Origin of the sequence: Candidatus Agathobaculum pullicola (assembly GCF_052117205.1) — a bacterium.
GTDB lineage: Bacteria > Bacillota > Clostridia > Oscillospirales > Butyricicoccaceae > Agathobaculum > Agathobaculum pullicola.
Genome location: NZ_JBQKJP010000021.1, coordinates 1 through 21,942, shown reverse-complemented (window position 1 = coordinate 21,942; position 21,942 = coordinate 1). Strand labels below are relative to the sequence as shown.

23 protein-coding genes and 6 pseudogenes are annotated in these 21,942 nt (G+C 48.8%); 5 read left to right on the top strand and 24 right to left on the bottom strand.

From position 1 onward, the window contains the following. Positions 1 to 92: 92 nt before the first annotated feature. The 11 genes from ACTQ3V_RS08740 to ACTQ3V_RS08690 form a co-directional block, all read right to left on the bottom strand. Complete coding sequence (locus tag ACTQ3V_RS08740; RefSeq protein ID WP_441467171.1) at positions 93 to 263, bottom strand: transposon-encoded TnpW family protein; 171 nt, start codon at positions 261 to 263, stop codon at positions 93 to 95. A gap of 476 nt (positions 264 to 739) precedes the next feature. Further along, positions 740 to 982 (bottom strand): helix-turn-helix domain-containing protein, encoded by a 243-nt coding sequence (locus ACTQ3V_RS08735; RefSeq protein WP_003431293.1) that lies wholly within the window; start codon positions 980 to 982, stop codon positions 740 to 742. Beyond that, on the bottom strand, positions 966 to 1,403 hold the full coding sequence (locus ACTQ3V_RS08730) for a sigma-70 family RNA polymerase sigma factor (protein ID WP_055219620.1): 438 nt from the start codon (positions 1,401 to 1,403) through the stop codon (positions 966 to 968). Before ACTQ3V_RS08730 ends, ACTQ3V_RS08735 begins: the two co-directional genes overlap by 17 nt. Positions 1,404 to 2,070: 667 nt before the next feature. Then, complete coding sequence (locus tag ACTQ3V_RS08725) at positions 2,071 to 2,532, bottom strand: MobA/MobL family protein (protein WP_441467170.1); 462 nt, start codon at positions 2,530 to 2,532, stop codon at positions 2,071 to 2,073. 370 nt (positions 2,533 to 2,902) lie between these two features. Continuing rightward, a complete protein-coding gene (locus ACTQ3V_RS08720) occupies positions 2,903 to 3,100 on the bottom strand; it encodes a DUF3847 domain-containing protein (RefSeq protein WP_441467169.1) in 198 nt (65 codons plus the stop codon). Positions 3,101 to 3,258: 158 nt separating this feature from the next. Continuing rightward, a complete protein-coding gene (locus tag ACTQ3V_RS08715; RefSeq protein WP_441467168.1) occupies positions 3,259 to 3,615 on the bottom strand; it encodes a hypothetical protein in 357 nt (118 codons plus the stop codon). Next, positions 3,612 to 4,544 carry a ParM/StbA family protein gene (locus ACTQ3V_RS08710; protein ID WP_441467167.1) on the bottom strand — a complete coding sequence of 311 codons (933 nt, stop codon included), beginning with the start codon at positions 4,542 to 4,544 and terminating at the stop codon, positions 3,612 to 3,614. The genes ACTQ3V_RS08715 and ACTQ3V_RS08710 overlap by 4 nt, the downstream gene beginning before the upstream one ends. A 206-nt stretch (positions 4,545 to 4,750) precedes the next feature. Further along, on the bottom strand, positions 4,751 to 5,104 hold the full coding sequence (locus tag ACTQ3V_RS08705; RefSeq protein ID WP_441467166.1) for a hypothetical protein: 354 nt from the start codon (positions 5,102 to 5,104) through the stop codon (positions 4,751 to 4,753). Between the two features lie 59 nt (positions 5,105 to 5,163). Continuing rightward, positions 5,164 to 7,236 (bottom strand): DUF4368 domain-containing protein, encoded by a 2,073-nt coding sequence (locus tag ACTQ3V_RS08700; protein ID WP_441467165.1) that lies wholly within the window; start codon positions 7,234 to 7,236, stop codon positions 5,164 to 5,166. Further along, positions 7,233 to 7,448 carry a transposon-encoded TnpW family protein gene (locus ACTQ3V_RS08695; RefSeq protein WP_441467164.1) on the bottom strand — a complete coding sequence of 72 codons (216 nt, stop codon included), beginning with the start codon at positions 7,446 to 7,448 and terminating at the stop codon, positions 7,233 to 7,235. Before ACTQ3V_RS08695 ends, ACTQ3V_RS08700 begins: the two co-directional genes overlap by 4 nt. A 174-nt stretch (positions 7,449 to 7,622) precedes the next feature. Next, a complete protein-coding gene (locus ACTQ3V_RS08690; RefSeq protein WP_441467163.1) occupies positions 7,623 to 7,991 on the bottom strand; it encodes a cysteine-rich VLP protein in 369 nt (122 codons plus the stop codon). Positions 7,992 to 8,150: 159 nt separating this feature from the next. Here ACTQ3V_RS08690 and ACTQ3V_RS08685 point away from each other — a divergent pair, with 159 nt between their 5' ends. From ACTQ3V_RS08685 to ACTQ3V_RS08675, 3 genes are read left to right on the top strand one after another with little or no spacing between them, the layout of a single operon-like run. Then, positions 8,151 to 9,119, top strand: coding sequence for a hypothetical protein (locus ACTQ3V_RS08685; RefSeq protein WP_441467162.1), 969 nt, complete (start codon positions 8,151 to 8,153; stop codon positions 9,117 to 9,119). A 49-nt stretch (positions 9,120 to 9,168) separates the two neighbouring features. Then, positions 9,169 to 10,071, top strand: a complete 903-nt coding sequence (locus ACTQ3V_RS08680) for a recombination protein NinG (RefSeq protein ID WP_441467161.1) — start codon at positions 9,169 to 9,171, stop codon at positions 10,069 to 10,071. A gap of 19 nt (positions 10,072 to 10,090) precedes the next feature. Beyond that, the gene (locus tag ACTQ3V_RS08675) at positions 10,091 to 11,548 is read left to right on the top strand and encodes an ATP-binding protein (protein WP_441467160.1); all 1,458 of its coding nucleotides are present in this window, start codon (positions 10,091 to 10,093) and stop codon (positions 11,546 to 11,548) included. A gap of 45 nt (positions 11,549 to 11,593) precedes the next feature. Here the strand turns inward: ACTQ3V_RS08675 and ACTQ3V_RS08670 are convergent, their stop codons facing one another. The 13 genes and pseudogenes from ACTQ3V_RS08670 to ACTQ3V_RS08610 form a co-directional block, all read right to left on the bottom strand. Beyond that, positions 11,594 to 11,965, bottom strand: a complete 372-nt coding sequence (locus tag ACTQ3V_RS08670; protein WP_441467159.1) for a TnpV protein — start codon at positions 11,963 to 11,965, stop codon at positions 11,594 to 11,596. A 135-nt stretch (positions 11,966 to 12,100) separates the two neighbouring features. Further along, positions 12,101 to 12,208, bottom strand: a pseudogene (locus ACTQ3V_RS08665) (recombinase family protein); the annotation flags it as partial. A gap of 111 nt (positions 12,209 to 12,319) precedes the next feature. Further along, positions 12,320 to 12,508: a transposon-encoded TnpW family protein gene (locus ACTQ3V_RS08660; RefSeq protein WP_002569233.1), complete on the bottom strand. Its 189-nt coding sequence runs from the start codon at positions 12,506 to 12,508 to the stop codon at positions 12,320 to 12,322. Continuing rightward, a complete protein-coding gene (locus ACTQ3V_RS08655) occupies positions 12,505 to 13,362 on the bottom strand; it encodes an ATP-binding protein (protein ID WP_015513106.1) in 858 nt (285 codons plus the stop codon). Before ACTQ3V_RS08655 ends, ACTQ3V_RS08660 begins: the two co-directional genes overlap by 4 nt. Beyond that, positions 13,359 to 14,108, bottom strand: coding sequence for a phage replisome organizer N-terminal domain-containing protein (locus ACTQ3V_RS08650; protein WP_441467158.1), 750 nt, complete (start codon positions 14,106 to 14,108; stop codon positions 13,359 to 13,361). The genes ACTQ3V_RS08655 and ACTQ3V_RS08650 overlap by 4 nt, the downstream gene beginning before the upstream one ends. Then, positions 14,098 to 14,310 (bottom strand): hypothetical protein, encoded by a 213-nt coding sequence (locus tag ACTQ3V_RS08645; RefSeq protein ID WP_005927784.1) that lies wholly within the window; start codon positions 14,308 to 14,310, stop codon positions 14,098 to 14,100. The genes ACTQ3V_RS08650 and ACTQ3V_RS08645 overlap by 11 nt, the downstream gene beginning before the upstream one ends. A 184-nt stretch (positions 14,311 to 14,494) precedes the next feature. After that, a complete protein-coding gene (locus ACTQ3V_RS08640) occupies positions 14,495 to 16,117 on the bottom strand; it encodes a relaxase/mobilization nuclease domain-containing protein (protein WP_441467157.1) in 1,623 nt (540 codons plus the stop codon). Further along, positions 16,089 to 16,487 carry a plasmid mobilization protein gene (locus ACTQ3V_RS08635; protein ID WP_002569238.1) on the bottom strand — a complete coding sequence of 133 codons (399 nt, stop codon included), beginning with the start codon at positions 16,485 to 16,487 and terminating at the stop codon, positions 16,089 to 16,091. Before ACTQ3V_RS08635 ends, ACTQ3V_RS08640 begins: the two co-directional genes overlap by 29 nt. A 648-nt stretch (positions 16,488 to 17,135) precedes the next feature. Beyond that, positions 17,136 to 19,223: a methyl-accepting chemotaxis protein gene (locus ACTQ3V_RS08630; protein WP_441467156.1), complete on the bottom strand. Its 2,088-nt coding sequence runs from the start codon at positions 19,221 to 19,223 to the stop codon at positions 17,136 to 17,138. A 216-nt stretch (positions 19,224 to 19,439) separates the two neighbouring features. Further along, positions 19,440 to 19,568 (bottom strand): annotated as a pseudogene (locus ACTQ3V_RS08625) (Maff2 family mobile element protein); the annotation flags it as partial. Positions 19,569 to 19,631: 63 nt separating this feature from the next. Continuing rightward, positions 19,632 to 20,474: pseudogene (locus ACTQ3V_RS08620) on the bottom strand (VirD4-like conjugal transfer protein, CD1115 family); the annotation flags it as partial. 32 nt (positions 20,475 to 20,506) lie between these two features. Next, entirely contained in the window at positions 20,507 to 20,674 is a 168-nt protein-coding gene (locus ACTQ3V_RS08615) for a transposon-encoded TnpW family protein (protein ID WP_441467155.1), read from the bottom strand. Between the two features lie 254 nt (positions 20,675 to 20,928). Then, positions 20,929 to 21,219: pseudogene (locus ACTQ3V_RS08610) on the bottom strand (virulence-associated E family protein); the annotation flags it as partial. Positions 21,220 to 21,276: 57 nt separating this feature from the next. Here ACTQ3V_RS08610 and ACTQ3V_RS08605 point away from each other — a divergent pair. After that, a pseudogene (locus ACTQ3V_RS08605) lies at positions 21,277 to 21,468 on the top strand (type IV secretion system protein VirD4); the annotation flags it as partial. Between the two features lie 241 nt (positions 21,469 to 21,709). Next, positions 21,710 to 21,838: pseudogene (locus ACTQ3V_RS08600) on the top strand (Maff2 family mobile element protein); the annotation flags it as partial. Between the last annotated feature and the right edge of the window lie 104 nt (positions 21,839 to 21,942).

Here is a 21,942-nt window from a genome sequence, read left to right as displayed (position 1 = left end):
GTTACCTCCTATTCCGACAGCCGGACAAACAGGTTATATGTATTATACCACAAAACCCGTCGTCCGTCTGCAATAGGATTACATTTTCGGCATTATACCGGGCTTTTTCCCCGGTTTAAGTCATTTTGGATTAAGCGGCGTACCTTTGTCGTGGCGTCCTCTTTTACACCGTCTTTAACAACGGCTTTGACAATATAGGTAATATCCCCGATTTTGTATTCGCGCACAACCGGGGATTTTGTTGTTTGCTTTGTTTGTTCCATAATGTAAAATCCCCCTTTCGTGGGATAACAAAAAGATTAAAAATGAAAGGCAGAAACGAACGGCTGTCAGCGGCAGCACCGCGGGAGTTTCACCCCTGCTCATTTAAGGCAGCTTTACCCAATGCCTGCGACGCTCTTAACGCTCGGACTATGGCTATAAAGGCGTTTCGTCCCGCCTATATGTCGTCGCCCACAAGCTGCTAAACCTGTTTTGCAGCGCGGTATTTCTCGCTCGGCTTTCCCTGTGTGAAAAGCTGTCATGGCGTACCCGCTGTTCGGCTCGATATAAGCGGTATGTATTCGTTTGCCTGTTATACTGCGCCGCCGTTATCTTGCGGGCTTTCTTTATCAAGGAACAATAAGGCTTTGTCAGCCTGTAAAAGCATACCGTTTTCGATATGCTTTTACGGAACGACAAACAGCCCATAACGGGAAGCGTGGAAAGGGGTACACGCTCCCCGCATGGGCTTAAAGAGTTAGCCTACATGAAACGCAAGAGTGCGGGTAATAAGGCGCACTTGCAGCCTGTTACGCATTTCTTCGTCCACATAGGAGTAAGTATTGCCCGCGTCGTCTTTCAGCGTTCGGGTACAAAGTTTCGCTATGTAACCCTCGTAATGCTTCAAGATCGCGCACATGGCGTTTGTGTCGCCGTTTGCCGCTGCGGAAATGACAGGGAACGGCAACAGATTTTCAGATTTCCTAACGGTGTTCATCATCTGCTTTTCCCTCCAAATACTGTTTGATCTTCGCAAGCGCGGATTTCCTATGCCGGAAAACCGTCGTGCGTACAACATTCAGCAGTTCGCCAATTTCCGCGTCGCTCATATCCAAGAAGTAGGACAAGAGAACAATATCGCGTTTCCTTTCGGGCAAAGCGTTAAGGGCTTCGGCGAGCAGTTCATTTTTGACGAGTACATCAAAGCCGGACACTTGAAAACGGTAATAATCGCTTTCGTATTCGTCCGTCGTGAAAAGCTGCGCGAGTTCGCTTTCGCTCAAATCCGAAAAAGTTACTTCGCGGGCTGCGCGTTTCGCAAGGGTGCGGCGGTAGCTTTTCGCTTCGCCTACCAACGTTTTCTTTGCCAATGCGTCATACTGATGTTGTATTCTTTCCTTGTCGGAAGAAGATAGCTCCATAGAGTTCACCTCCTTCCCGCGTGGAGTAGAGGACGGGAGTTAAAGGCTTGTCCTCTCTGCCCCTTTCGCTCCGTACCCGTTCGGGAGATGGCTCTTTGTTGCTCCTTTCAAAAATAAATTGAAATAAACAAAATGCGCCCGCCCGCAAGACGCGGACGAGCGCAAAGGAATTGTAAGAAGTATTTAGATGTATTGACAGTTCATACTCATAGCCGAAATATCCCGTTAGTGGATAAAGGCTTTTTTTAGTATGTAAAAGATAGTCGAATTATGTCGTAAGAAAAGTAACACGGCGATACCTCCTTGATACCGCCGTATCCTTAAAAAATGGCGACTTTAATATGCCCCCTGTAAATCCATTTTTGAAAAAGAAAAACGGCGGCTTTGATCGTTATTTCAAAACCGCCGTAAGGCATTCTCCATTTTGCTTTTGCATGACTATATGGCCGCTAAAACAACGGTTTTTTTATTCTCCGTTGAATATGCGGCGACTATATCTATCTAATTGTTGATAACCTTAAGTTGTCCAAAATCTCTTGATAACGCTTAGTTGCTAATAAACTTGATTGGCCTTTACGACAAAAAGACAGTTTGGAAAGTTTAGGCACAACACGCTCTACTACAATTTGACCGTCAACAACTTTTTCTTTGATATTTTCTAACACTTCTAAAAACCTCGGATCGCATTTTGCGCGTTCATAAAATGATAAAACATAATATGAGCGTGTGGGTTATGACCGGGCGGGTGCGGATCGTGGATAGCAACGTCGGCGCACATTCCCTCGGCAATAAAGCTGTTCTGAATGAAATCGGTTAGTAACTCCTGCCATTGTGCCGGTGTCAACTCGATAGGCAGCGCAGGAACGAACTCACGGGCAAGGCGGCTGTCCTTGGTCTTTTCGTTTTCCTCCACAGCGTTCCAAAGCGCACCTCGGTCTTTCCATTCGGGTGGAGCGAACTCCGGCAAAAACACATCCTGCCACACAAGCCCTTTCTTTCGTGTAAAATCGTGCCGTACCCCGTCGTAGTCATTGAGGATATTGGTACAGCTCAGATATGCGGAAGCGGCAACCGCAGATCGCCCCGAACCTCTGCTGATCACCTTTGCTTCCAAGTGGTAGATCGCCATTCGTTCTCACCGTCCTCTCGTTCCTGTTTTTGTTTCTTTTTCGCAAAAAATGGGCGGCGTAGTGCGCCCATATCTACGATAAAACGGCCGGTGGCAGTTTTTCGCAGGCAGGCGGCTGAGGGGGTGGCAAATCGCCATCCCCTTGTTGTGCATATGAAGCAGAACATTGAGCCGACTGCGTGGACAATGATGCCTTGCAGCATTGTCCATAAGGCTCCCGCAGGAGCCGCATCCGCCTCGCAGAGCGCACGGTTGCCAAAGCGATAAAATCGCTGGCAATACCACCGCCCTTTCGGGGTGGTGAGTAAGTGCGCCCTTCGGGATAAAAGAAACGGGACGCTCGGTTGCCCGAACGCCCCTCGTCTTAAGTTTACCGTCTTAGTCTGCATAGAAAGTCCTCCAATTCGTCAAGGCTCAAGGAAATAATGCTCGGAAAGACCTTTTCAAGGATCGCTCCCTCCTGAATCAGCCGCCGTGTCCTCGCTTTTCGCTCTTTTTGGCGGTCACGCATCTGGGCTTCCTCCAATCTGTGCTTGGCTTGCAGCAATTTCTTCTCATCTGTGGTCATAGAAATTCCTCCTGTGGTAGTAAAAATGGGGTTGTTTGGTAGCAGACAGATACTAAATTCCTGCCCGTTTGGTATCACACTTTTTCTGTAAATTTTCGTAGTAGCAAAAACGCCCTCGTTTGGTATCGCAGTAATACCAAACGAGGGCGATCGTAGTATCAGAAGCTGTCAGCAAAGTCCAATGCCGCCGAAATATTCTCGTCATCCTCGGCGGAAGGGGTTTCAACGGTGGCAGGCGGCGTGTACGGGAGCATACCGACAGGCGCAAACCGCAAGCCCTGTTCAATGGCTTCCGTCACCTGTCTGAGAAAAGCATCCTCTTTTTCACGGGTTTCCAGATAGGGATCGCTTGCAAGCCGTGCCTGTCGTTCAAAGTGGTCATTGATGGCGATAACAATCGCCTTGCTGTAGGGGCGATACTGCTTCTTGTCCATCCGCTGTAAATGCTCATAGGCTCGGCGGTCATCCTCATCCGTAAGATTTAACCGGAGCGTGGTTGTGTAGATCTGTTTCATACGATACCGCCCTTTCTGCCGCGCTTCTGCTCGGCAAGCAGCTCATACCCCTTTGCGGTAGCGCAAATATCGTCGTTGATGATGACACGGTCTTTGTCATAGCTGCCGAAGTTTTTGAGAATACAGCTCCCGCCGCCCACCACATACAGGCGCATCAGTTCGGGATCATATTCATGCTCACGCAGTCTGCGGAAGATGCCTTCAGCGTACTCGGCTGCGGTGTCACGGATGGCGGTCAGATAACGGTCACTGATGTCTGCCGTACCGTGGCGGATGACACGTTCCAGGACGGTTTCATCCACCGACACGCCAAACTGCTTCATCAGATTTTCACGCACAGCGAGCATACACTGATTGGTGCCGTATTTCTCGGTGAAGCACTTTTTCGCAAGCGGGCGGCACTCGTTGATATACATGACGTTCATCGTTCCGTTGCCAATATCACAGAGCATATTGATACCCTTGAACGCACGGAGCTTGTCTGCAACAGCGGAAAAGCCCTGCGGAAAAATATCTGCGCCGGCAAAATCAACGTGATAGTCAACGCCCTTGAACGTGAAATCGGCGCTGTCGTTTTGCAGAAGATACTCCTTGAAACTGTCCTTCTGTTCGCTTACCCATGTCAGAGGAAGTCCCGCTGCAAGGTGAACGCAGGCTGCGGTCTGCTTACGGATATTCAGCTCACGGGCAACGGCGGCAAGGGTGAGAATATAATAATCGTTGTCGGTCATTTTATCGGAGATAAATTCCTTGTGTTCCTCTCCGATGAGATAGTATCTACCCTCATAGACGAGCAGATTGCTTTTGAAGGTCGGCTCCTTGTCATAGGCGGCAACGCCCGTCTTGAAACAGCAGTGGGCGGTCTTGATGTTGCCGTAGCCATGGTCGATGCCGATGATGATGGGATTGGTGTTGTTCATTAAATTCATAGCGTTTCCTTTCTGCCGCTTTGCGGCGATACAAAATATTTTGAAATAGAAAAGCCGCCAAAGGTTTCCACAATGGAAACTCCTTTGACGGCGGTTTACAGATATTCTGTTGTTTTCGTTACGGTTAGGCAAGTGTGCATTTTGAACACTTACCTAACCGTAACGCCGCGTTCGTTGTTTTGTTACGATTACGGCAAGTTCTCAATTTAGGAACTTGCATTATCCGCAACATTCTGCCGATATGCTTTCTGTCTGCAAGCATTTGAACAATAAACGGCATCCGATCTCTTGGGAGTAAAGGCCTTGCCGCAGCATTTGCATATGCGGCCTTGGCGAGCTTCACGCCGCCGCTGTGTCAATTCCTTTTGATACCCACGATTACCGCACCGAGAATAGAGGCAGTATTTCTTGGTCTCGATCTGCGTGTAAAACTCTCTGCCGCAGCCCTTGCAGATGATTTTCCTCACTGCCAAATCCGGTTCTTCGCCGGAAATTTTCTTCTGATACCAGTCTTTAAGCGTGTCCTGATTGTTGTATTCCCATTCGCTGTTCCATACCATATTTCCTTCTCCTTATCAAAGACGTGGGGCAAAATATATTCGCCCCACGTCAAACACGTTTATGCTGTTTTATGCTCTTTCTCCGGCGGTGCTTGTTCGTGCTTTGTTTCCCGCAGGGCTTTCTTCCGTTCGCCCTGCCGCTTGATCTGCGCCTCATACCGGCAATCATCACAGCAGTATTTGACACTATTTCGTGTAGTGGTAAAGGTCTTGCCGCAGTGTTCGCAGGTGATCTCACGGCTTCGTTCCTTTGCCGCTTCCTGCCGGTAATACTTTGCCCGGCAATTCACATCGCAGAACAGCTTTGCCGTTGACCTTGCTTCAAAGGTTTTGCCGCAGCATTTACAGGTCTGCGTAATGGGTACGCCTACGGTGCGTTCACCGGATTTCAGCTTTTGGTAGCGTTCACGGCTGCGGGCACGTTCTTTCTTCAAAAACGCCTGCCGCTTGATTTCTTCCTCGGTCAGCTCCGGTTCGGGCAAATCAAAGCGCCCGATGAATTTCAAATAAATTTCAACCTCTTGCACTCTGTCGCCGTCCACCTTTTCAGGAGCATGGACAATGATCTTGTCGATAAACTCGTTTATCATCATCGTGGTCAGCTCGGAAAAGTCGGTGTACTTTCTCGCCAGCTCCATAAACCGCTCCACACGGGCGGTATCTTCCTCAAACGAGGCCACCCGCTGTTCGGTTTCTGCTGCGGATGCCTGCAAGGTTTTCTGCTCGGCTTCATATTCGGCAAGCAGGGTATCAAAGCGTTCATCGGTAATGCGCCCGATGGCAAAGGACTCATAGAGCTTCTTGATAATATTGTCAAGCTCGGCAATCCGCTTCTTGTCCTTGTTCAGCCTGCGTTTTGTTTCCTTTGCCGCTTCCTGCTGCTTGATCTGGGAAGCGGAGCGTACCTTTGCGGCAAATTCCTCCTGGTTGGAGATGGCAAAGGTGCTGACCGTGCGGATGGTCTCCAAGATCAGCGTGCGCAGGGCTTTGGTCGTGATATAATGACCGCAGCAAGATGATGTCCGCTTCTGATTTGCCAGCTTATAGGTGGAACAATCGAACACGTCGGACGGATAGGGATTGTTTTTTGTGCCGCCTCTGGAACGCTGGTTATACATCTTTGCCCCGCAATCGGCACAGAACAGAAGTCCGGTCAGCGGATTGGCTTCGCCCAACGTATCATGGCGTCTCGGTGTCTTGCGGAGCTTCTGCGCAAGCTCCCACGTTTCCTGATCCACGATGGCTTCGTGGGTGTTCTCAAAGATCAGCCAGTCCTCTTGGGGATTCATGACTGCGTTTTTGTCCTTGTAGGACTGCTTATGAGAACGGAAGTTGACCGTATGCCCCATATATTCTGGCTTGGAAAGGATCTGCCCGACGACATAGCCGCTCCAGTTATACGGGTTGGGAAATTCCTCTTTGCTTTTCCAAACGCCCTTGTTTTGCTTGCCGAAGTAAACGGCGGGCGTTTCCACTTTATCGTCATAGAGGATACGGGCAATGTCATAAGGGCCTTTGCCCTCAATGGTCAGCCGGAATATCCTGCGGACAACCTCTGCTGCTTCCTCGTCGATATACCAACTGTACTTATCTCCCGGCATTTTCTTGTAACCGTAGATGGCGCAGTTGGTGGTAGGCTTGCCCGATTCGCCTTTTACACGGATGGCGGTACGCTGTTTGCGGCTCAGATCACGAAGATACCACTCGTTCATGATATTGAGAAACGGCGCAAACTCATTGCTGTTCTGGTCATCGCTGTCCACGCTGTTGGCAATCGCAACAAAGTGAACGCCGTGCTGACGGAACATGACCTCGGTGTAAAAGCCGGTCTGCAAATAGTCTCTGCCGATTCGGCTCATGTCCTTTACGATCACATGAGCGACCTTGCCCGCTTCAATATCAGCAATCAGCCGTTTCCACGCAGGACGTTCAAAGTTGCCGCCGCTCCAGCCGTCATCGGTATAGTGCTGACAGTTCGTGTAGCCTTTCTGCCCGGCATAGGTTTCGAGGTATTTTTTCTGATTGACAATGCTGTTGCTATCGCCAGCCTGATCATCGTCACGGGAAAGTCTCTCGTACAATGCCGTAATTTTATTGGGATCTTGTCCCACAGTCTGTTTCACGCTCATCATGATGCGCTCCTTTCAGACTGTCGGCTCATTTGTGGTGCATCTATTATATCACAAGTTCCGGCAGTTGTAACCACTTCGTTGCGAATAATTCGTAAAATTTTATCTTCCATTGTCTCCGTGCCGCTTTCATTGAATACGACCCTGACCTTGTAGATGGTGCTGCCGATGCGGCGTGTCATATAAGAAAAGTTACTGTTTTCGTTTTTTACCATAGGCGGTTTACCTCCTTGTTGAAAAATTCATAAAATTCTCGTATAATCATTTCAGTTCCGGTGCTGCGTAACCATTTGTACGGTTAAAAGTGGGCAACAGGTATCAACACCCTGCCAACGCAGAAACGCCCTCCAAAAAGCCTTGCGGCACAAGGCTTTTCGAGGGCAAAACGGTTACTCATGGTATTTCTTCTCCCGGTGCTTGCGCACTCTTGCTGCCGTTTGCTTGCGCCTTGCTTCAGCAGCACACTTGTCCGAGCAGTAGACACGTTTACCGTTCTTCTGAAAGTGCTTGCCGCATTCTTTACAGACGGCAAGGGGCATTGGCTCGAATATGGCTTGCAGCTCCGGTGCGGTTGGCAACAGCGCCTTACGAAACCACTTGCACAAGGCGCTGTTGGTAAAGCAGATACCAAACACAGGACATTCGCAGTCCAGCGGCAGGCAGCCGTATTCCTTGTCGTAGTTGGCGCACTTGGATACAACCAACTTTTTGATGTGTCGTTTCTCCTTTCCCGTCAGCTCACGATAGGTTTTGGTCATAGGCAGTTTCCTCCTTTCTTTAGTGTCGGAAGTAATATAGTTGCAGGCAAAATATATTACTCCATCACCAATAGGAGAAATACAGGGTGTTTAGCGGAACTGTTTTTTCAGAGAATCAAAGAAAATTGGCAAAATATTTTTGAAGGGAGGTTTCCGGCGGTGCACAGCGATCCCAAACGATACGAACATGACGGTCTTGATGAAGATACCGATTTTGAAGATGAATATGAAGCGGACGATTCCGATTACATAGTCGATGACGAGGATGAAGATGAAAACGCCCTTTGGGACGATGCGGAAGAAGATGCCGCCGACGAGGACGATACCGACGATCCTCCCGAAAAGAAACGAAGGAAACGAAAAAAGAAAGACATTTTCGCTGACAGCGATACCGATGCCGATGATGCGGAAGCCGAGGAAGATGAAAAGACACGGCGGTCTCTCGCAAAGGAACAGCGGATCATTGACGAGTTAGAAGCCGATGCTAAGGAAAACCCCATAGAGGATGATGAGGACAATACCGGAGACGAGCAGCCCGAACGGAAGCTCTTAAAGCGTGAGCTTCGGGCGCAGGCTCTCAAACGCTTGGAGGATTCTGCCCGAACTCTCAAAGAGTACGAAAACCTTGTTGCATGGTATGACCGGCTCGATGCCAACCGTCAGCGCAAGGAGCGTTACCATGAATTGTTCCGCAGCGGTGACGATGTTCCCCTTGACTACGGTGCATCTGGGGATGCCTTGTGTTTCCCCGATACGCTGAACGATGTACTGACACGGCAGGAGCGCAAGGGAGATTTCATAGATACGATTTTCTATTGCCCTTACGACATACACGAGCTTGTGACAGATGGGGAGATGTCCGTCATCCTGCGGGAGCTGCACGAGGATCACAAGTTCCTGCTGTTCCTGTCTGCTCTGCGGCAGTACAGTTCTGTCAAGATCGCCGCTATCCGTGGGCAGACAGACCGCAACATCCGCAAAGTACGGAACACGATGCTCAAAAAGATACGAAAAAAGCTGCTTGCCGCACTTACCGAGAAAGTGCAGGCACAGCAGCCCTTGACCTTACTTGAAAAAGAATTTCTGAGCGAAAATAGTGTGGATGTTGAAAACAGCAACAAGTCGTAATATAATTATAGATAATATAGGTTACAATATATAGTGGAGGGTTTTGAAGATGAAAAACCTGTTTGAGCGCACCAGTTCCAACTGGGTGCGATATAGCGAATACGAATGGAAAGAAACGGAGGACGGAACGCTGTATCTGACTCCGACCAAAACGGCACAGCCGAGCATTTACGACCCACTGAGCGAATACCAGCGGATCGTTCTGGATGCCATCAATATCGGGCGAATGGAATCACAGAAAAAAACGCCGCAGGAGATACAAAAGGCCATCCAGCAATTTGCGGTAAAATACGGTCTGCTTGGTTTTATGACAGCTCTGCCTACCACACCGGGCTTTATGGATTATGAGGCAGTGTATCTTCCGAAAAATCACTTTATCCGTGAGGAATCCATGTCCACTGAGGATTATCTGAATTTGTTCTTTCCCTTTGACAAGCCGGATGTGGTCAAGCGTGGCGTGGAATCCATGTGGAACATACACAATGACCGTGTGATGATGGCGCTTGCCATGACCATGAGCGATAAGCCGATGGCGGTCAATATGAGCTTTCAGCGGGAATATGCCGAACGATATGAGTGGATGAAGCAGCAGTTTATTGATATTGCTTTTACCCATCTGACCTCCGTGCTGTTCTATGAGGACTATGATACCATGACCCCTGAACAGCGGCTTTTGATGCAGCAGGGCATGGAAGCCTTTGGCGGCATTGCGCCGACCTACCGCATTGCTCTGCTTGACAAGCCGACGATTGTCTGGGATTTCCACTCCCTGATACTTGGGGTGCAGATGATGTTCAGCTTCATGCTGACCGACACAGAAAAGCCCATCCGTATCTGCAAACATTGTTTACAGACCTTTGTGGCAAGCAGACCGAGTGCGATCTTCTGCAGCCCGCAGTGCAAGAATAAGTACAATGTATATAAAAGCAGGGCAAAGGATAAGAAGGAATGATAGGAAAGGAAATAAGTTTATGATAGACAGATGGATTGCAGAAGCAACGGAATGTGATTTCAAGGTTTCTTTGGAAGTTAAGAAGCCGAAAAGCTGGCTCAAAAGTGTCAGTGCCTTTGCCAATGGTATCGGCGGCACTCTCTTTTTCGGTATTGATAACGATAGAAATGTCATCGGCTTGGCTGACGCTCAGAACGATGCGGAAACGATCAGCCGCTTGATTAAGGAACGTATCGCACCGTATCCGAACTTTATACTTGCGCCTGAACGTGAAAACGGCAAGGACATTCTTGTACTGTCCGTTTCCGCAGGACGCTCCACACCGTACTATTACAAGGCAGACGGTATTACGGAAGCATATATCCGCATCGGTAACGAAAGCGTGATCGCTCCGTCCTATGTGCTGAATCAGCTTCTTCTCAAAGGCATGAATCGCACCTATGATGCTCTGGACTCCGAGTACGATTTCAAAGACTACGCCTTTTCCAAGCTGCGCGAACGCTACAAGGCTTGGACGGGCAACAGTATGGAGGAAAAACTGTTCGATTCCTTTGAAATGCGGGATGACCACGGAAAGCTGACTAATGCAGGGGCTTTGCTTGCAGATGATGCTCCCATCAAGCACTCCCGTCTGTTCTGTACCCGTTGGAACGGTCTGGATAAAAGCGGCGGCATGGTTGATGCACTCGACAGCGCAGAGTATTCCGGTAGTTTAATTATTCTGCTCAATGAGGGCGTAGGCTTCGTAAAGCGGAATATGAAAACCCGCTGGAAGAAAACTGCCAACTCCCGTATTGAAATGCCCGATTACTGTGAGCGAAGCGTTTTTGAAGCCCTCGTCAATGCGCTGATCCACCGTGATTATCTCATTTTGGGTGGTGAAGTCCATATCGACATTTACGATGACCGCCTTACAATTACTTCTCCCGGTGGCATGGCTGACGGCACACGGATACAGGAAAGAGATATATCCGACATTTCCTCCACCCGCCGCAATCCCATCCTTGCTGACATTTTCGGCAGATTAGGCTATATGGAGCGTCAAGGCAGCGGATTTAAGAAAATCACAGAATCTTACCGTGCCGCCCATAATTACCGTGACGAACTTGAGCCGAAATTCTATTCCGATGCCAGTTCGTTCCAAGTTACGCTGTTTAACTTGAATTATGGAACAGCGGTAAATGCGATTAAGGTTGCGATTGAGGACGAAAATGTTGCGATTGCCCCCGTTTATCTTGCGATTGAGGTTGCGATTGATAAACTGAACGCAAGCCAAGCTACGATTGCAAAGGCAAAAGCGGTATTCGCAAATATGGGTATTGATGGTGTCTTTGGTCGTTCTGATATAGCTGCTATCACAAATGATTCTGTTACTGCCGCTGGAAATCTGCTGAACAAGCTGAAAGAAGCAGAGTTGATTGAGCCAGTCCGCGGTCAAGGCAAAGGCAAATATAAGTTTGTGATCCCAAAACAGTAGAGTGAATGCCCGTTATCAGCCATACAGCCGATAACGGGCATTTCTTCAAGCATATACAAGTTCAGTCAACACGATTTCTTCCGCACAGCTGCGGATATTGTTCATACGGCGTACCCATTCCATTTGGTCAGCCGCTTTGAGCGCTTCGGTCACGCCCTCCTGCTTCGCCATAGCGGAAACGATATTGCCCATGCGTTCATTGCAGGCTTGGTCGATCTCCGCAAGATGTTCAAACAGTGTTCCCTCTACCACATAATTGGTATAGAGGATCTGCCGGTGCTCCTTTAGATAGCTGCGGCGCATACGCCCGTATTTTCCTATCTGATGGCTGCCTGTATCCGGCAATGCGAGGTTTGGAATGAAATAATCACCCACTTGACAGTATGTACCGCCCAGTTCCTCGAACAGAGATCTCATAACATTTCAGCTCCTTTCTGCATTGAATGTGTAGCGGTTATAAGGCTTTTTCTGCTCCTTTCTTACAACTGCTTATCAATTCACCACAAATGAGCCGCAGTCATATGTATTAGAGTGGAGAAACCACCCTCTACATATTAACTCTTGATTGGAAATGGAATTGCTCTCGCCTTGCAGCTCGTCCTCATGGGAAAGTCTTGGGTAAAGGGCGGTAATTGGTTGTTGGTTGGTCTGTCTTAACATAAAATCCTCCGTTTCCGACAGCCAGCCCCACTATTCCGTACCTTGATTGTACCACATGGGGCGGCTGTCTGTATAGCGGCAAAAGCGTCAAATCTGCTTCTTTATGGTCGGTCAAATCGCCGTTTTTTGTGTAGCAGCTTCCGCTTCCAGCACTTTCATCATCTTGTCGGCTGCGGTGTCGGTTGCGCCCTGCTTGAAGAAGCCGGAAACGGTAAGGACGGAGTTGCCCATGCGGATTTCCGTTACACAGTCCGGGCGGCGGTCTGTTTTGGTGGTGCTTGTCTGTTTGGTTTCTGTCATAGGCTCTCCTTTCGCTGCTTCATCAGTTGCTTTAATCGTTCCAGCTTTTCCTGTGCGGTTTCCTTTCGGAAGTTGCTACCCGTGAAGCGGACGGGGGCGCACATGGAAGTCAGCCTGTCATAGATACGGGCGTGGGGCGTGTCCTGCGGGTGCTGCAATTCCTCCAGCGTGAGGTTGGTCGTGGCGATCAGCGGCTTGCCGCTTCGGTAACGGCTGTCAATCACGCTATAAACCTGTTCCAGCCCGTATTCTGTCCCTCGCTCCATACCGAAATCATCAAGTATCAGCAGGGGGTAGCTGCAAAGGCGGGAAATATACTCATTCCTGCCCTCAAAGCTGGCGGCAAGGTCATTGAGTATTGTTGCAAAGTTTGTCATGCAGACGGCAACCTCTTTTTCCATAAGGGCGTTGGCGATACAGGCGGCAAGGTAGCTTTTTCCTGTCCCCACGCCGCCCCAGAACAGGTAGCCGATATTTTCAGCCTGCATGGTTTCCCAGCTCTCCACATAAAAACGGGCGGTTGCGGTCTGCGGGTTTCTGCCGTTGTCATGCTCAAATGTCCAGTTCCGCATAGCAGGGTCGGTAAAGCCCCGGCGTTTCAAGTCCTCCACTGTTTCAAGGTGCTTCTGTCGGCTTTCGGCGGCTTCCCGTTTTTCACGGGCTGCCCGCTGGCAGTCGCACTCTGTCGGGTGTCGGTCATGCCCTAACCATTGGGCGGTTTCTTTTGAAAAATAGGCTTCTTTGGGCGTATGGCACTTGCCGCAGTATAAAAGCCCGTCCTCGCCTGTGTAGTCCTCCGCTTCGGCGGTAGTGGCTGTAATGTCCGTAATCATAGCTTCAATCCCGTTTCTCATAAGCTCTCGCCCTCCTTGCATGAATAATCGGGTATGCCCTGTTTCGGGGCAGCCTTGCCTTTGGCAGCGTCCTCCTGCGCCCACTTGTAAATGGTGGCTGCATGGCTGTGGTACTGCTTCCCGGTGGAAGCGATATGGCAGGAAAGCCGGTCAATATAATACTCCCACTTGTCGGGCAGCTCTGTTTTCAACCCGGAAAGCTCTGTATCGGTCAGTATCACATTGTTGTATCTGCCATAAGCGGCGGGGGCGGGGTGTCCCGTTTCTCCCTCTCTCTCTTTTTCTATCTTTATCTCTTTCTCTAACTCTATCTCTATCTCTGGTGGACGAATGTCGGACAAATGTCCGCCATTTGTCCGCGGCGGCAAAAGTGCCTTATTTTCAAGCCTTGCGGCGCGTTTCCGTTCCGCTTCGGTAGAGGATTGACCGATCATCAGCTCGATGTCGGTCATATAAAGCAGCCCGCAGTCAAGCTGCTCCACAAGCCCTAACTGCTGGAAGATGGCTAATGCCCGTTCCACCGTCCCGATTTGGTGACGGGTCAGCGTGGCTATCATCTGGGCGGTATAGGGGATATGCTCGTCAAGCTGCAATCTGCCGCCATTTTTCAGCGATTTTAAGTACAGCTTCAAGAGGATATCGGAATACAAAATCCCGTCTTTCATGTCCTCCAACAGCACAATGGAGTCGCTGTCAAAAAAGTTCTCTTTCAGCTTGAGGTAGTAATATTTGCGGTTATCTGCCATTGTCCCTGTCCTCCTTTTTCCGGCGTTTGGAGTAGTAGCGGGGGCAGAGTATGATAACCGCCCGGAAGCTCTGCTTGCAGCTATGGGTACAGCCCCGGCAGAGGTCGTTGTATGTGATACGGTCGCAGGTGGTATTCCCAACTTTCACTTGCCGCAGGAAAAAAGACCATTCCAGCCGCCGTTTCTTGCTCATTCTTGGCATGGGTGCGCTCCTTTCTGCCGTTTCCGCTGGTGTGACGGTATCGGCGGTAATTCTGTATCATCTCGGTATCATTTTCGGGGTTTTTCTGCCCTGTAAGCCCGTTAAAAAATCCTTTGGTATTGCGGATAGGGTACGGGGCAGCCCCCTTGTTCTGTATGGGTTCGGGTACATTTGGGGGCGGTTTTTATCGCTCCTGTTCCTGCCTTTTCACAGGCTTGCGCTCCCGGCGTAAAATCTGGTCGATATTGCCCTTGACAGTCTGTAAGCGGCGGTATTCCTCCCGTTTTGCCCGGTAATCGTTGTAGCCGCTGTTTTTCTCTTTGATAAGGACTTCAATCTCTGCTTGCAGGGATTTATAGCTCGGCAGCTTGGAAATGCCGTTCTCCCTAAAATAACGGGCGGCTGCGTCTGCTATGATAAAGTCACTTTCGTGCTTCTGTCGGTAGGCTGCTTTTGCTTTGGCGTTTTTCTGCTGTTTCAGTCCGTCCCGGACAGGGCGGGTCTTGGAATAGGCAAGTACCTGCCGTTGCAGCTCCTTTTTCCCGTCCAGCGTCTTTTCCACCTGCTTCAGCTCCGTAAGGCTTTCCCGCATGGCGGTATAGGCGGCAGAACAGGCTTCGTCCAGTTCCTCCGGGGAAGAAAAGCCGTACTGCTGGTAGGCGGTAACGGTAGCTGCCATTTGCTTTAGGTTGTGCTTTGCCGCCCAGCGGTCATAGCCCACGCCCTTGCCCTCGGCTCGCTTGGCTTCCCGGTCAACCATGCGCTGCAAGGTGTTGTCTGCCGGGGTGGTTTTTGCAGCTTTTTCCCCTTGTAACGGCTTTTTAACTGCGACAGGGTATTCGGGTATGGCTTTGGTCTGTTCGGCAGCTCTGTGGGCGTTCTGTGTGAGCAGGGCAAGGACAGCAGCCTTGTCAAAATCGTCCCCCAGCTTCCGGGCTGTGATAGGCTTTGTCCTGTCCGGCGTGAGGTAGGAAAGCCGCCCCCGGCTCTCCTTGACGGTCACGCCCTCCCGCAGCAAAAGGGAAGAAAACTCGTCAAAGCTGCCAGCTTGGGAAAATGCCTGCCGTATCGTCCGGCGCAGCTTCGCCTTGTCCGTTTCAAACTTGGTGGGCTTGGTCGGCTGTCCTGCGGCTTCTCTGACAGCGTTCTCTTTATCAAGGGCAAGCTGCCCTTTCTTTGCCGCCCAGTATTCCCGTTCGGTTATCCGTTCCTTGCTGCCGTTCAAGAGGTCGATTTGGTAAAGCCCCTCCCGGTGGCACATCTCCATGACTTCACTCTTGAAATATTCCATAGCGGCATTGGTGCAGCGGTGCTTGCAGCCCTCCCGTGTATCGGCTGGTCTGTCCATGTAGGGCAGAAGCGGGACTTCATAAATCCGCAGGGAGTTGATGACGATATGCACATGGATATTGCCGCTGTGGTTATGCCCGTCCGGGTGGGTGCATACAAGGGCTTGGTGTCCGGGGAAATGCTCTTTGCAGAACTGCTCGCCCAGCTCCTGTGCCCGGTCTACGGTCAAGCCGTTGTCTGTCCCGTCCCGTGGGTCAAAGCTGATGATATAGTGGTGGCTTTTCACATCTTCCCGTTTTTGGTTTTTCTCATAGCGGAGATTGGCTCGCATACAGGCAACGGCGAAATCCTCGCCCCCGCAGTTAAGGGAAGAAATGCGGTAATCCTCCCTCGGTATCAGCCGCCCGTTTTCATCAAGGGTGGGCTTCATGGTAAACTCGTCATGCTCAAATGTGAGGTAGGCTTCCGCTGCGCCATAGTCGGCATTTTTAGAGCTGATATGTTTGAATGTTGCCAACAGCGTCACCCACTTTCTGCAAGACTTCAAACTTTAGGGCAGCAAGGTCTGAAACCGCCGCCCGTACCTCCCCAGCAAGTTGCGGGTAGGGGCTGTGCCACTCGTTCAGCGTCCGGGCTATCTGGTTTAAGTTGCCGCCGATCCTGCCGTATTCGGCGGTCAGCTTCCCGACAGCGGCAAGCAGCTCGTCGTTGACGGGAGAAACGGTTATGATGGGGCGTATGGCTGCCCCGGTTATGGCTTGCCGGATAAACTCGGCTTGGCTCATGTTGTAGGCAGAAAGCCTTTCCGCAAACTCGGCGTATTCTTCCTCGGTCATGCGGGTCTTGACTACCCGGCTGCGGTGCGGCGTGTTATATCGTTTTCGCATGGTAAAAACCTCCTTTCGGCTGTGCGTGGTGCCTCTCACTAATAGGAGAAAAACAGGGTGTGAAGCGGAACTGTTTTTGAAAAATCCGAAAAAATATTTTGAGGGATTTTTAAGCGGCGTAAGCCGCATGGCAGGGTTTGGGGAAGGCACTCCCCAACAAGATTCCCGCAGGGGCAAAATGAGCGATAAGCGAATTTTGGTACTGCGGTAGAATCTTGCTCTGAGTAGCCGCAAACTCCAGTGTGTAGGTGGCTTACTTCTTTTCCGTTAAAGATACTTTGAAAATGGGCATTGCTGCCCGCTGTCCGGGGGAAACGGAAAATTTCTTTTTCCTACCGTTCCGGCAAGAGAAAAAGGGTATATCTCCCCGTTCACACCTTAATACCGCCGTTTTTTCGATTTGCCGGAAATGGGCGCAAAAAAAGCAGTAAATCTTTTTCAAGACTTACTGCTTTCACTGGCCGCACCGTTGGGCGGCGGTTATTCAGTTTTGAAAATAGAGAGGGGGCGGCAGCACTCTCTGCTGTCGCCCCTTGATTGCCTATCAGCAAAGGCGAGCGAGGCTGTCAACGGCGGCGCGTAGCGGCGTTCATTTCATCGTTGACTGTCTCGGTTGGCTTTGCTATTCACGTCCTTTTATATAATTATTTAATATTTTACACATTCCTGCCCAAAATTGTCATAGGATAGTTCCGTATCATTACTTTCATCACGATACATATTATCAAAACCATCACTGGCGGGCAACTTAAACTTGCTAATCATAGTTTTAAGTTCCTGTGCCTGTCCAGAAAGTTCTTCACTTGCTGCCGCACTCTGTTCCGCTGTCGCAGAATTGGTCTGCACCACACTGGAAATTTGGTCAATGCCTTGCGTCACCTGAGAAATAGCTTCGGCTTGTTGCTCGGATGCTTTTGCAATTTGTTGAAATACCTTATCCATTCCCAATGTTGATTCTATCACAACATCCATGCTTTTCTTAGTTTCAGCCATGCTCTCGCTGCCTTCTTCAATGGCTTCCAACATTCCTCCAATCAGTTCTGTTGTTGCCTTAGACGCTTCGGAAGAACGTCCGGCAAGGCTGCGCACTTCATCTGCCACTACCGCAAAGCCTTTTCCCGCTGTTCCAGCTCGTGCAGCTTCTACCGCAGCGTTAAGCGCTAAAATATTTGTCTGGAACGCAATATCGTCTATCGTTTTAATGATACCCCTTACTTGATCTGCACTGGCATGGATTTTTTCCATCAATTCAAGGGAATGTTCCATGCGTTCGCCGCTTTCCGTAACATGACCACTCATTAGGTCGCCTTCTTTAGCTGCGTTCTGCACCATTTCTGTGTTAGCTTTTACCGTAGAGGAAAGTTCTGTGAGCGTTGCCGCCAATTCCTCTACTGAGGAAGCCTGTTCCGTAGAGCCTTGCGCCAAGGACTGCGCCCCGGAAGATACCTGTTCGGAGCCGGAAGATACCTGTTCAGAAGCCTGTGAAATACCATTCATCATCTGTGCCAGATTTTTTATAAAATCGGAAATAGAATGTTGGATTGGAAGAAAATCGCCTTTGAAATCAATGCTGCTCTTAACCGTCAGATCCCCGTCTGCTAATTTTCTCATAATAACATCAATTTCACTGACATAATGAGAAAGGGTTTCCATGCAAGAACGCAGAGACGCGGCAATCTCACCAATTTCGTCATTCCCTTTGTATTCAACTGTTGCTTGAAGATTTCCGTTGCTCATTTCCCTTAGTCCATGGTTAATTTCAGAAACAGGGCGCAGACGTTTCCCTACGACAAAATAAAGAATAACTGCTACAACCACTGTGGAAAGGAAAAGCAAAACACAAAGGGTAACTACCATCTTCACTGCAAGAGAATGATACTCCCAACTCGACATACCGGACAGAACCTTCCAGCCGCCGCCGGAAAGCTCATCCATCACGCTCATGCGTTTTTCACCGCCAACGGTATATGAAAAAACATTCCCGCTCGGTGCCTGCAATTCGTTCTCAATCGCACCAGTAGCCCCAAATTCGCTGAAATTCTTTCCTACCAATTCGTCCCGTGTAAATCCTACAATTGTATTATCTTGTGAAAGAAGAATCATCTGCCCGGAATTTCCAAAAGTCATAGACTTAATAAATTCTGAAATAGAAGTAACCCTTAAATCTAAAATCAAAAGACCTGCGGTATTGGAACCATTCATCACAGGTGTTGCAATCGAAACACACATTTCACCGGTGGCTTCGTCCATATAAGGCTGTGTAACATATGTACCTTTGCTTGCTGCGCTGAAATAGGGACGTCCTGTCAAAGATACGTCCAGACGTCTCCCGTCCTGTGTATAAATGGTGTCCTCGGCAAGGCTGCCAAATCTTCCTCCCAGAATATCTGGATATTCTTCCATAGCTTTCTGTAATAAGCTGAGTGTTCCTTGAAAATTCCCATTGGATGAAAGCACTGTTTCGCTTCCTGCCATTAGGCCTGTCAAACGGTCATCTATTGACAGCATTTCCGTTACGCCAATGTATTTTTCAATAAACTGCTCTACCTGCGTTTTTGCGCTTAGAGTGACTTGTTTCATATATGCGGCCTGCTTTTGATTTACTCCATAACTAATAAGGCTACTCATCAAAATAGCACAGATTACATTAAACACAAACAGTATCGCTACGGAAAACAGCACAACTGTTGTAGATAACTTTCTAGTTTTTTTGTCTTTTTCTTTACTTGAAATCATTGTGGTTTCTCCCTTCTAAATGCCAATCCTGACATATTTTATCTGCAATAGTTTTCCAGACAAAAATTCACTTGCCTCCTTAAATCTTGTTTAGCTCACTTATTTTTTTATTATAGCACTCTCCATGACAAATTTCTACACAAATTAACGCTTTAATTTTACGGAATAATAGGGCTACTGCCTATTAAATTCTTGTGTGTTACTTTACGGCACATGAGCATTGGCTCCGGGATTGTCGTTGCCGTAACCCTCCATGAGGTTAATGGCACCCCAAATGCCAAGACCTGCGCCAAGCGCGATAACCAAAGTCTGCAATACACCAACTGCGCTGTTAAAGAAATCCATATAAACCTCGCTTTCTGCCGCTGTGCGGCTCAAAAAATGTTATGGAAAATGAAAATGCCGCCGTTATTCCTCGGCGGCTGCGTCCTCGTCGGACAAATCTATTTCGTATATGTCAAAGGCTTCATCGGGCTTTACGATTGCCGGACGGGTAGACATATACCGTTCCACGTCAAAAGCGTTTTTCTTGTCGAAGTCGGAAAGGTATTTGTAGTTCGGGTGTTTTGTTATATCGTATTTGTCGCTTAAAAAGGGACGCACACCGCGTAGCTGCAAAATACATTTCCCACCGTCCATAACTGCTATTTCGTCCTGTGTCATCAACTCCTTTCCTAATTTTTGATAATTTAGTCCATGAGAAACCTGCGTACCGCGATTTTCGGAAGTGTTGAAACTGTCGATTGTTTCCCGTCCCAAGTTATCCGAAATCTCTTTTGCATTTTTCCCACGTCCTCCCAAAAACAAGGTGCTGTCGGCATTATCAAGTATGATTTCTGCTGCGTCCTTGTAAATGGCTTTTAGCTGGCTCTGCGATTGCAGAATGATAGAAGCGGACATTTCCCGGCTGCGGATTGTGGCAATCAGTTTATCAAATCGGGGTATCTGTCCGATGTTCGCAAACTCATCAAGCAAAAAGCGGACATGAACAGGCAATTTGCCGTTGTATTCGTCGTCCGCTTTATCACAAAGTAAATTGAAAAGCTGCGATTGCAGAATAGCGATAACAAAATTAAAGGTGTCGTCGGTATCACTCATTATGAGGAAAAGCGCGGTTTTCCTATCGCCCAATGTATCAAGTTCCAATTCATCATAGGACATGAGTTCCCGGAGTTCCTCTATATCAAAAGGGGCAAGCCGCGCACCGCAAGAAATAAGGATTGACTTTGCCGTTTTGCCTGATGCAAATTGTCAAGGACTTTTTAATCATGTTTACAAAAAAGTCACATCTTCGCCACCTCCTCACGAAGTAGACGCTTGATTTTGTCTGCCATCGTCTCCTTTGCGTTCTCGTTGAAGTGGACACGAACCACATAGGTGGTCTTGTCGATGGTCTTGCGGAAACAAGGCTGTGTGTGCTGTGCGTTGTTCTGAATTGTGTTTGCGTTCATTGAATACCTCCTTGAAATGAGAAAAGCCCGACAAGGAAAGGTCTGACAACGAAGTACCGACAACGGACTTCTGAAAACCTTTTTTCTTAATCGGGCTTATCTATCTTTTTACTATTTACTTTTTCTTTTATATTTCTGTTGTCATTGTTGTCAGAGAAAGAAAAGTGCCCTAATATCAAGGGATTTTCGATTTCTGCCCGACAACCAGACCGACAACAGGCTTGACAATCTGCCCGACAACGAACAGTCATTTTTTATTCCAACCATTCTTTCGGAAGTTCAAGCTGTTGCATTTCTGCTTCTGAAAGTTCGTGAAATTCTCCTGTGTTGTTGTCAGGCTCGTTGTCAATGGGGATGCGTTCCCAACCTCGCTGTCTGCGGTATGGCTCTGGGAAATAACGAGGGTTAGCAAATGCCATCCAACCTGTGACGGCATTATTCATAATATCGTTGATTTCTCACAGTTCCCATTGCTTCGGCTCGTCATAGTCGTGTCCCAGAGCTTCACGATAAAGCTGCTTGGAGCAGACTGTATTGCCGGAATATGCAAATGCACAGTTCTTATGTTGTTACCGACCCGAACGGTTAAACTGTAAGAGGATAGAGGTGTGCGCCCGTTCTTCTCTGATAAGTACGACATCACGAAGCACCCGAAATACAAGTACCTGTCCGACGCAGACCCGAAAAACGCCTTTGACATGGAAAAGCATATCAAACGCCGCCCCGCTATCGTAAAGCCGGACGAAGTATTTGACTACTACGAAATCGACGTACAGGAGGACGCAGCACCGTAAAGGGAGGTGGTAATCTATCCGAACTGTAAACACGGGCTATATGGTACGCGCCCCTACTTGGAGCGTGGCAGGAAGCCGCAGCGTATCAACCCTTACAAAAATGACAACTGAATACCGCCGCGCCGCAGCAGTTTAAGCAGCGCGAGGACGCAGCCGCCGAACACAGGCGGCTTTTTTCATACCCAAAACCAAAAACAAACAATTTTTATCGCCGCAAAGCGGCAGAAAGTGAGGATATTATATGGCATTTTTCAACAGCGCAGTAAACGTATTGCAGACCCTTGTTATCGCTCTTGGAGCAGGCTTAGGCATTTGGGGCGTTATCAATCTTCTGGAGGGATATGGTAACGACAATCCGGGTGCGAATGCTCATGTACGGTAAGGAAGCAAGCAACCGAAAACAAGAGATAGACCGCCAGCACTACACTATTCCGAACCAAAGACCAAAAGATAAGCATTGTGGGAAAATCTAAA

Bases quoted from the DNA above. Each gene is read 5' to 3' on its own strand.
- ACTQ3V_RS08740 (WP_441467171.1), bottom strand. From the start codon at position 263: ATGGAACAAACAAAGCAAACAACAAAATCCCCGGTTGTGCGCGAATAC.
- ACTQ3V_RS08735 (WP_003431293.1), bottom strand. From the start codon at position 982: ATGATGAACACCGTTAGGAAATCTGAAAATCTGTTGCCGTTCCCTGTC.
- ACTQ3V_RS08730 (WP_055219620.1), bottom strand. From the start codon at position 1,403: ATGGAGCTATCTTCTTCCGACAAGGAAAGAATACAACATCAGTATGAC.
- ACTQ3V_RS08725 (WP_441467170.1), bottom strand. From the start codon at position 2,532: ATGGCGATCTACCACTTGGAAGCAAAGGTGATCAGCAGAGGTTCGGGG.
- ACTQ3V_RS08720 (WP_441467169.1), bottom strand. From the start codon at position 3,100: ATGACCACAGATGAGAAGAAATTGCTGCAAGCCAAGCACAGATTGGAG.
- ACTQ3V_RS08715 (WP_441467168.1), bottom strand. From the start codon at position 3,615: ATGAAACAGATCTACACAACCACGCTCCGGTTAAATCTTACGGATGAG.
- ACTQ3V_RS08710 (WP_441467167.1), bottom strand. From the start codon at position 4,544: ATGAATTTAATGAACAACACCAATCCCATCATCATCGGCATCGACCAT.
- ACTQ3V_RS08705 (WP_441467166.1), bottom strand. From the start codon at position 5,104: ATGGTATGGAACAGCGAATGGGAATACAACAATCAGGACACGCTTAAA.
- ACTQ3V_RS08700 (WP_441467165.1), bottom strand. From the start codon at position 7,236: ATGATGAGCGTGAAACAGACTGTGGGACAAGATCCCAATAAAATTACG.
- ACTQ3V_RS08695 (WP_441467164.1), bottom strand. From the start codon at position 7,448: ATGGTAAAAAACGAAAACAGTAACTTTTCTTATATGACACGCCGCATC.
- ACTQ3V_RS08690 (WP_441467163.1), bottom strand. From the start codon at position 7,991: ATGACCAAAACCTATCGTGAGCTGACGGGAAAGGAGAAACGACACATC.
- ACTQ3V_RS08680 (WP_441467161.1), top strand. From the start codon at position 9,169: ATGAAAAACCTGTTTGAGCGCACCAGTTCCAACTGGGTGCGATATAGC.
- ACTQ3V_RS08675 (WP_441467160.1), top strand. From the start codon at position 10,091: ATGATAGACAGATGGATTGCAGAAGCAACGGAATGTGATTTCAAGGTT.
- ACTQ3V_RS08670 (WP_441467159.1), bottom strand. From the start codon at position 11,965: ATGAGATCTCTGTTCGAGGAACTGGGCGGTACATACTGTCAAGTGGGT.
- ACTQ3V_RS08660 (WP_002569233.1), bottom strand. From the start codon at position 12,508: ATGACAGAAACCAAACAGACAAGCACCACCAAAACAGACCGCCGCCCG.
- ACTQ3V_RS08655 (WP_015513106.1), bottom strand. From the start codon at position 13,362: ATGAGAAACGGGATTGAAGCTATGATTACGGACATTACAGCCACTACC.
- ACTQ3V_RS08650 (WP_441467158.1), bottom strand. From the start codon at position 14,108: ATGGCAGATAACCGCAAATATTACTACCTCAAGCTGAAAGAGAACTTT.
- ACTQ3V_RS08645 (WP_005927784.1), bottom strand. From the start codon at position 14,310: ATGCCAAGAATGAGCAAGAAACGGCGGCTGGAATGGTCTTTTTTCCTG.
- ACTQ3V_RS08635 (WP_002569238.1), bottom strand. From the start codon at position 16,487: ATGCGAAAACGATATAACACGCCGCACCGCAGCCGGGTAGTCAAGACC.
- ACTQ3V_RS08630 (WP_441467156.1), bottom strand. From the start codon at position 19,223: ATGATTTCAAGTAAAGAAAAAGACAAAAAAACTAGAAAGTTATCTACA.
- ACTQ3V_RS08615 (WP_441467155.1), bottom strand. From the start codon at position 20,674: ATGAACGCAAACACAATTCAGAACAACGCACAGCACACACAGCCTTGT.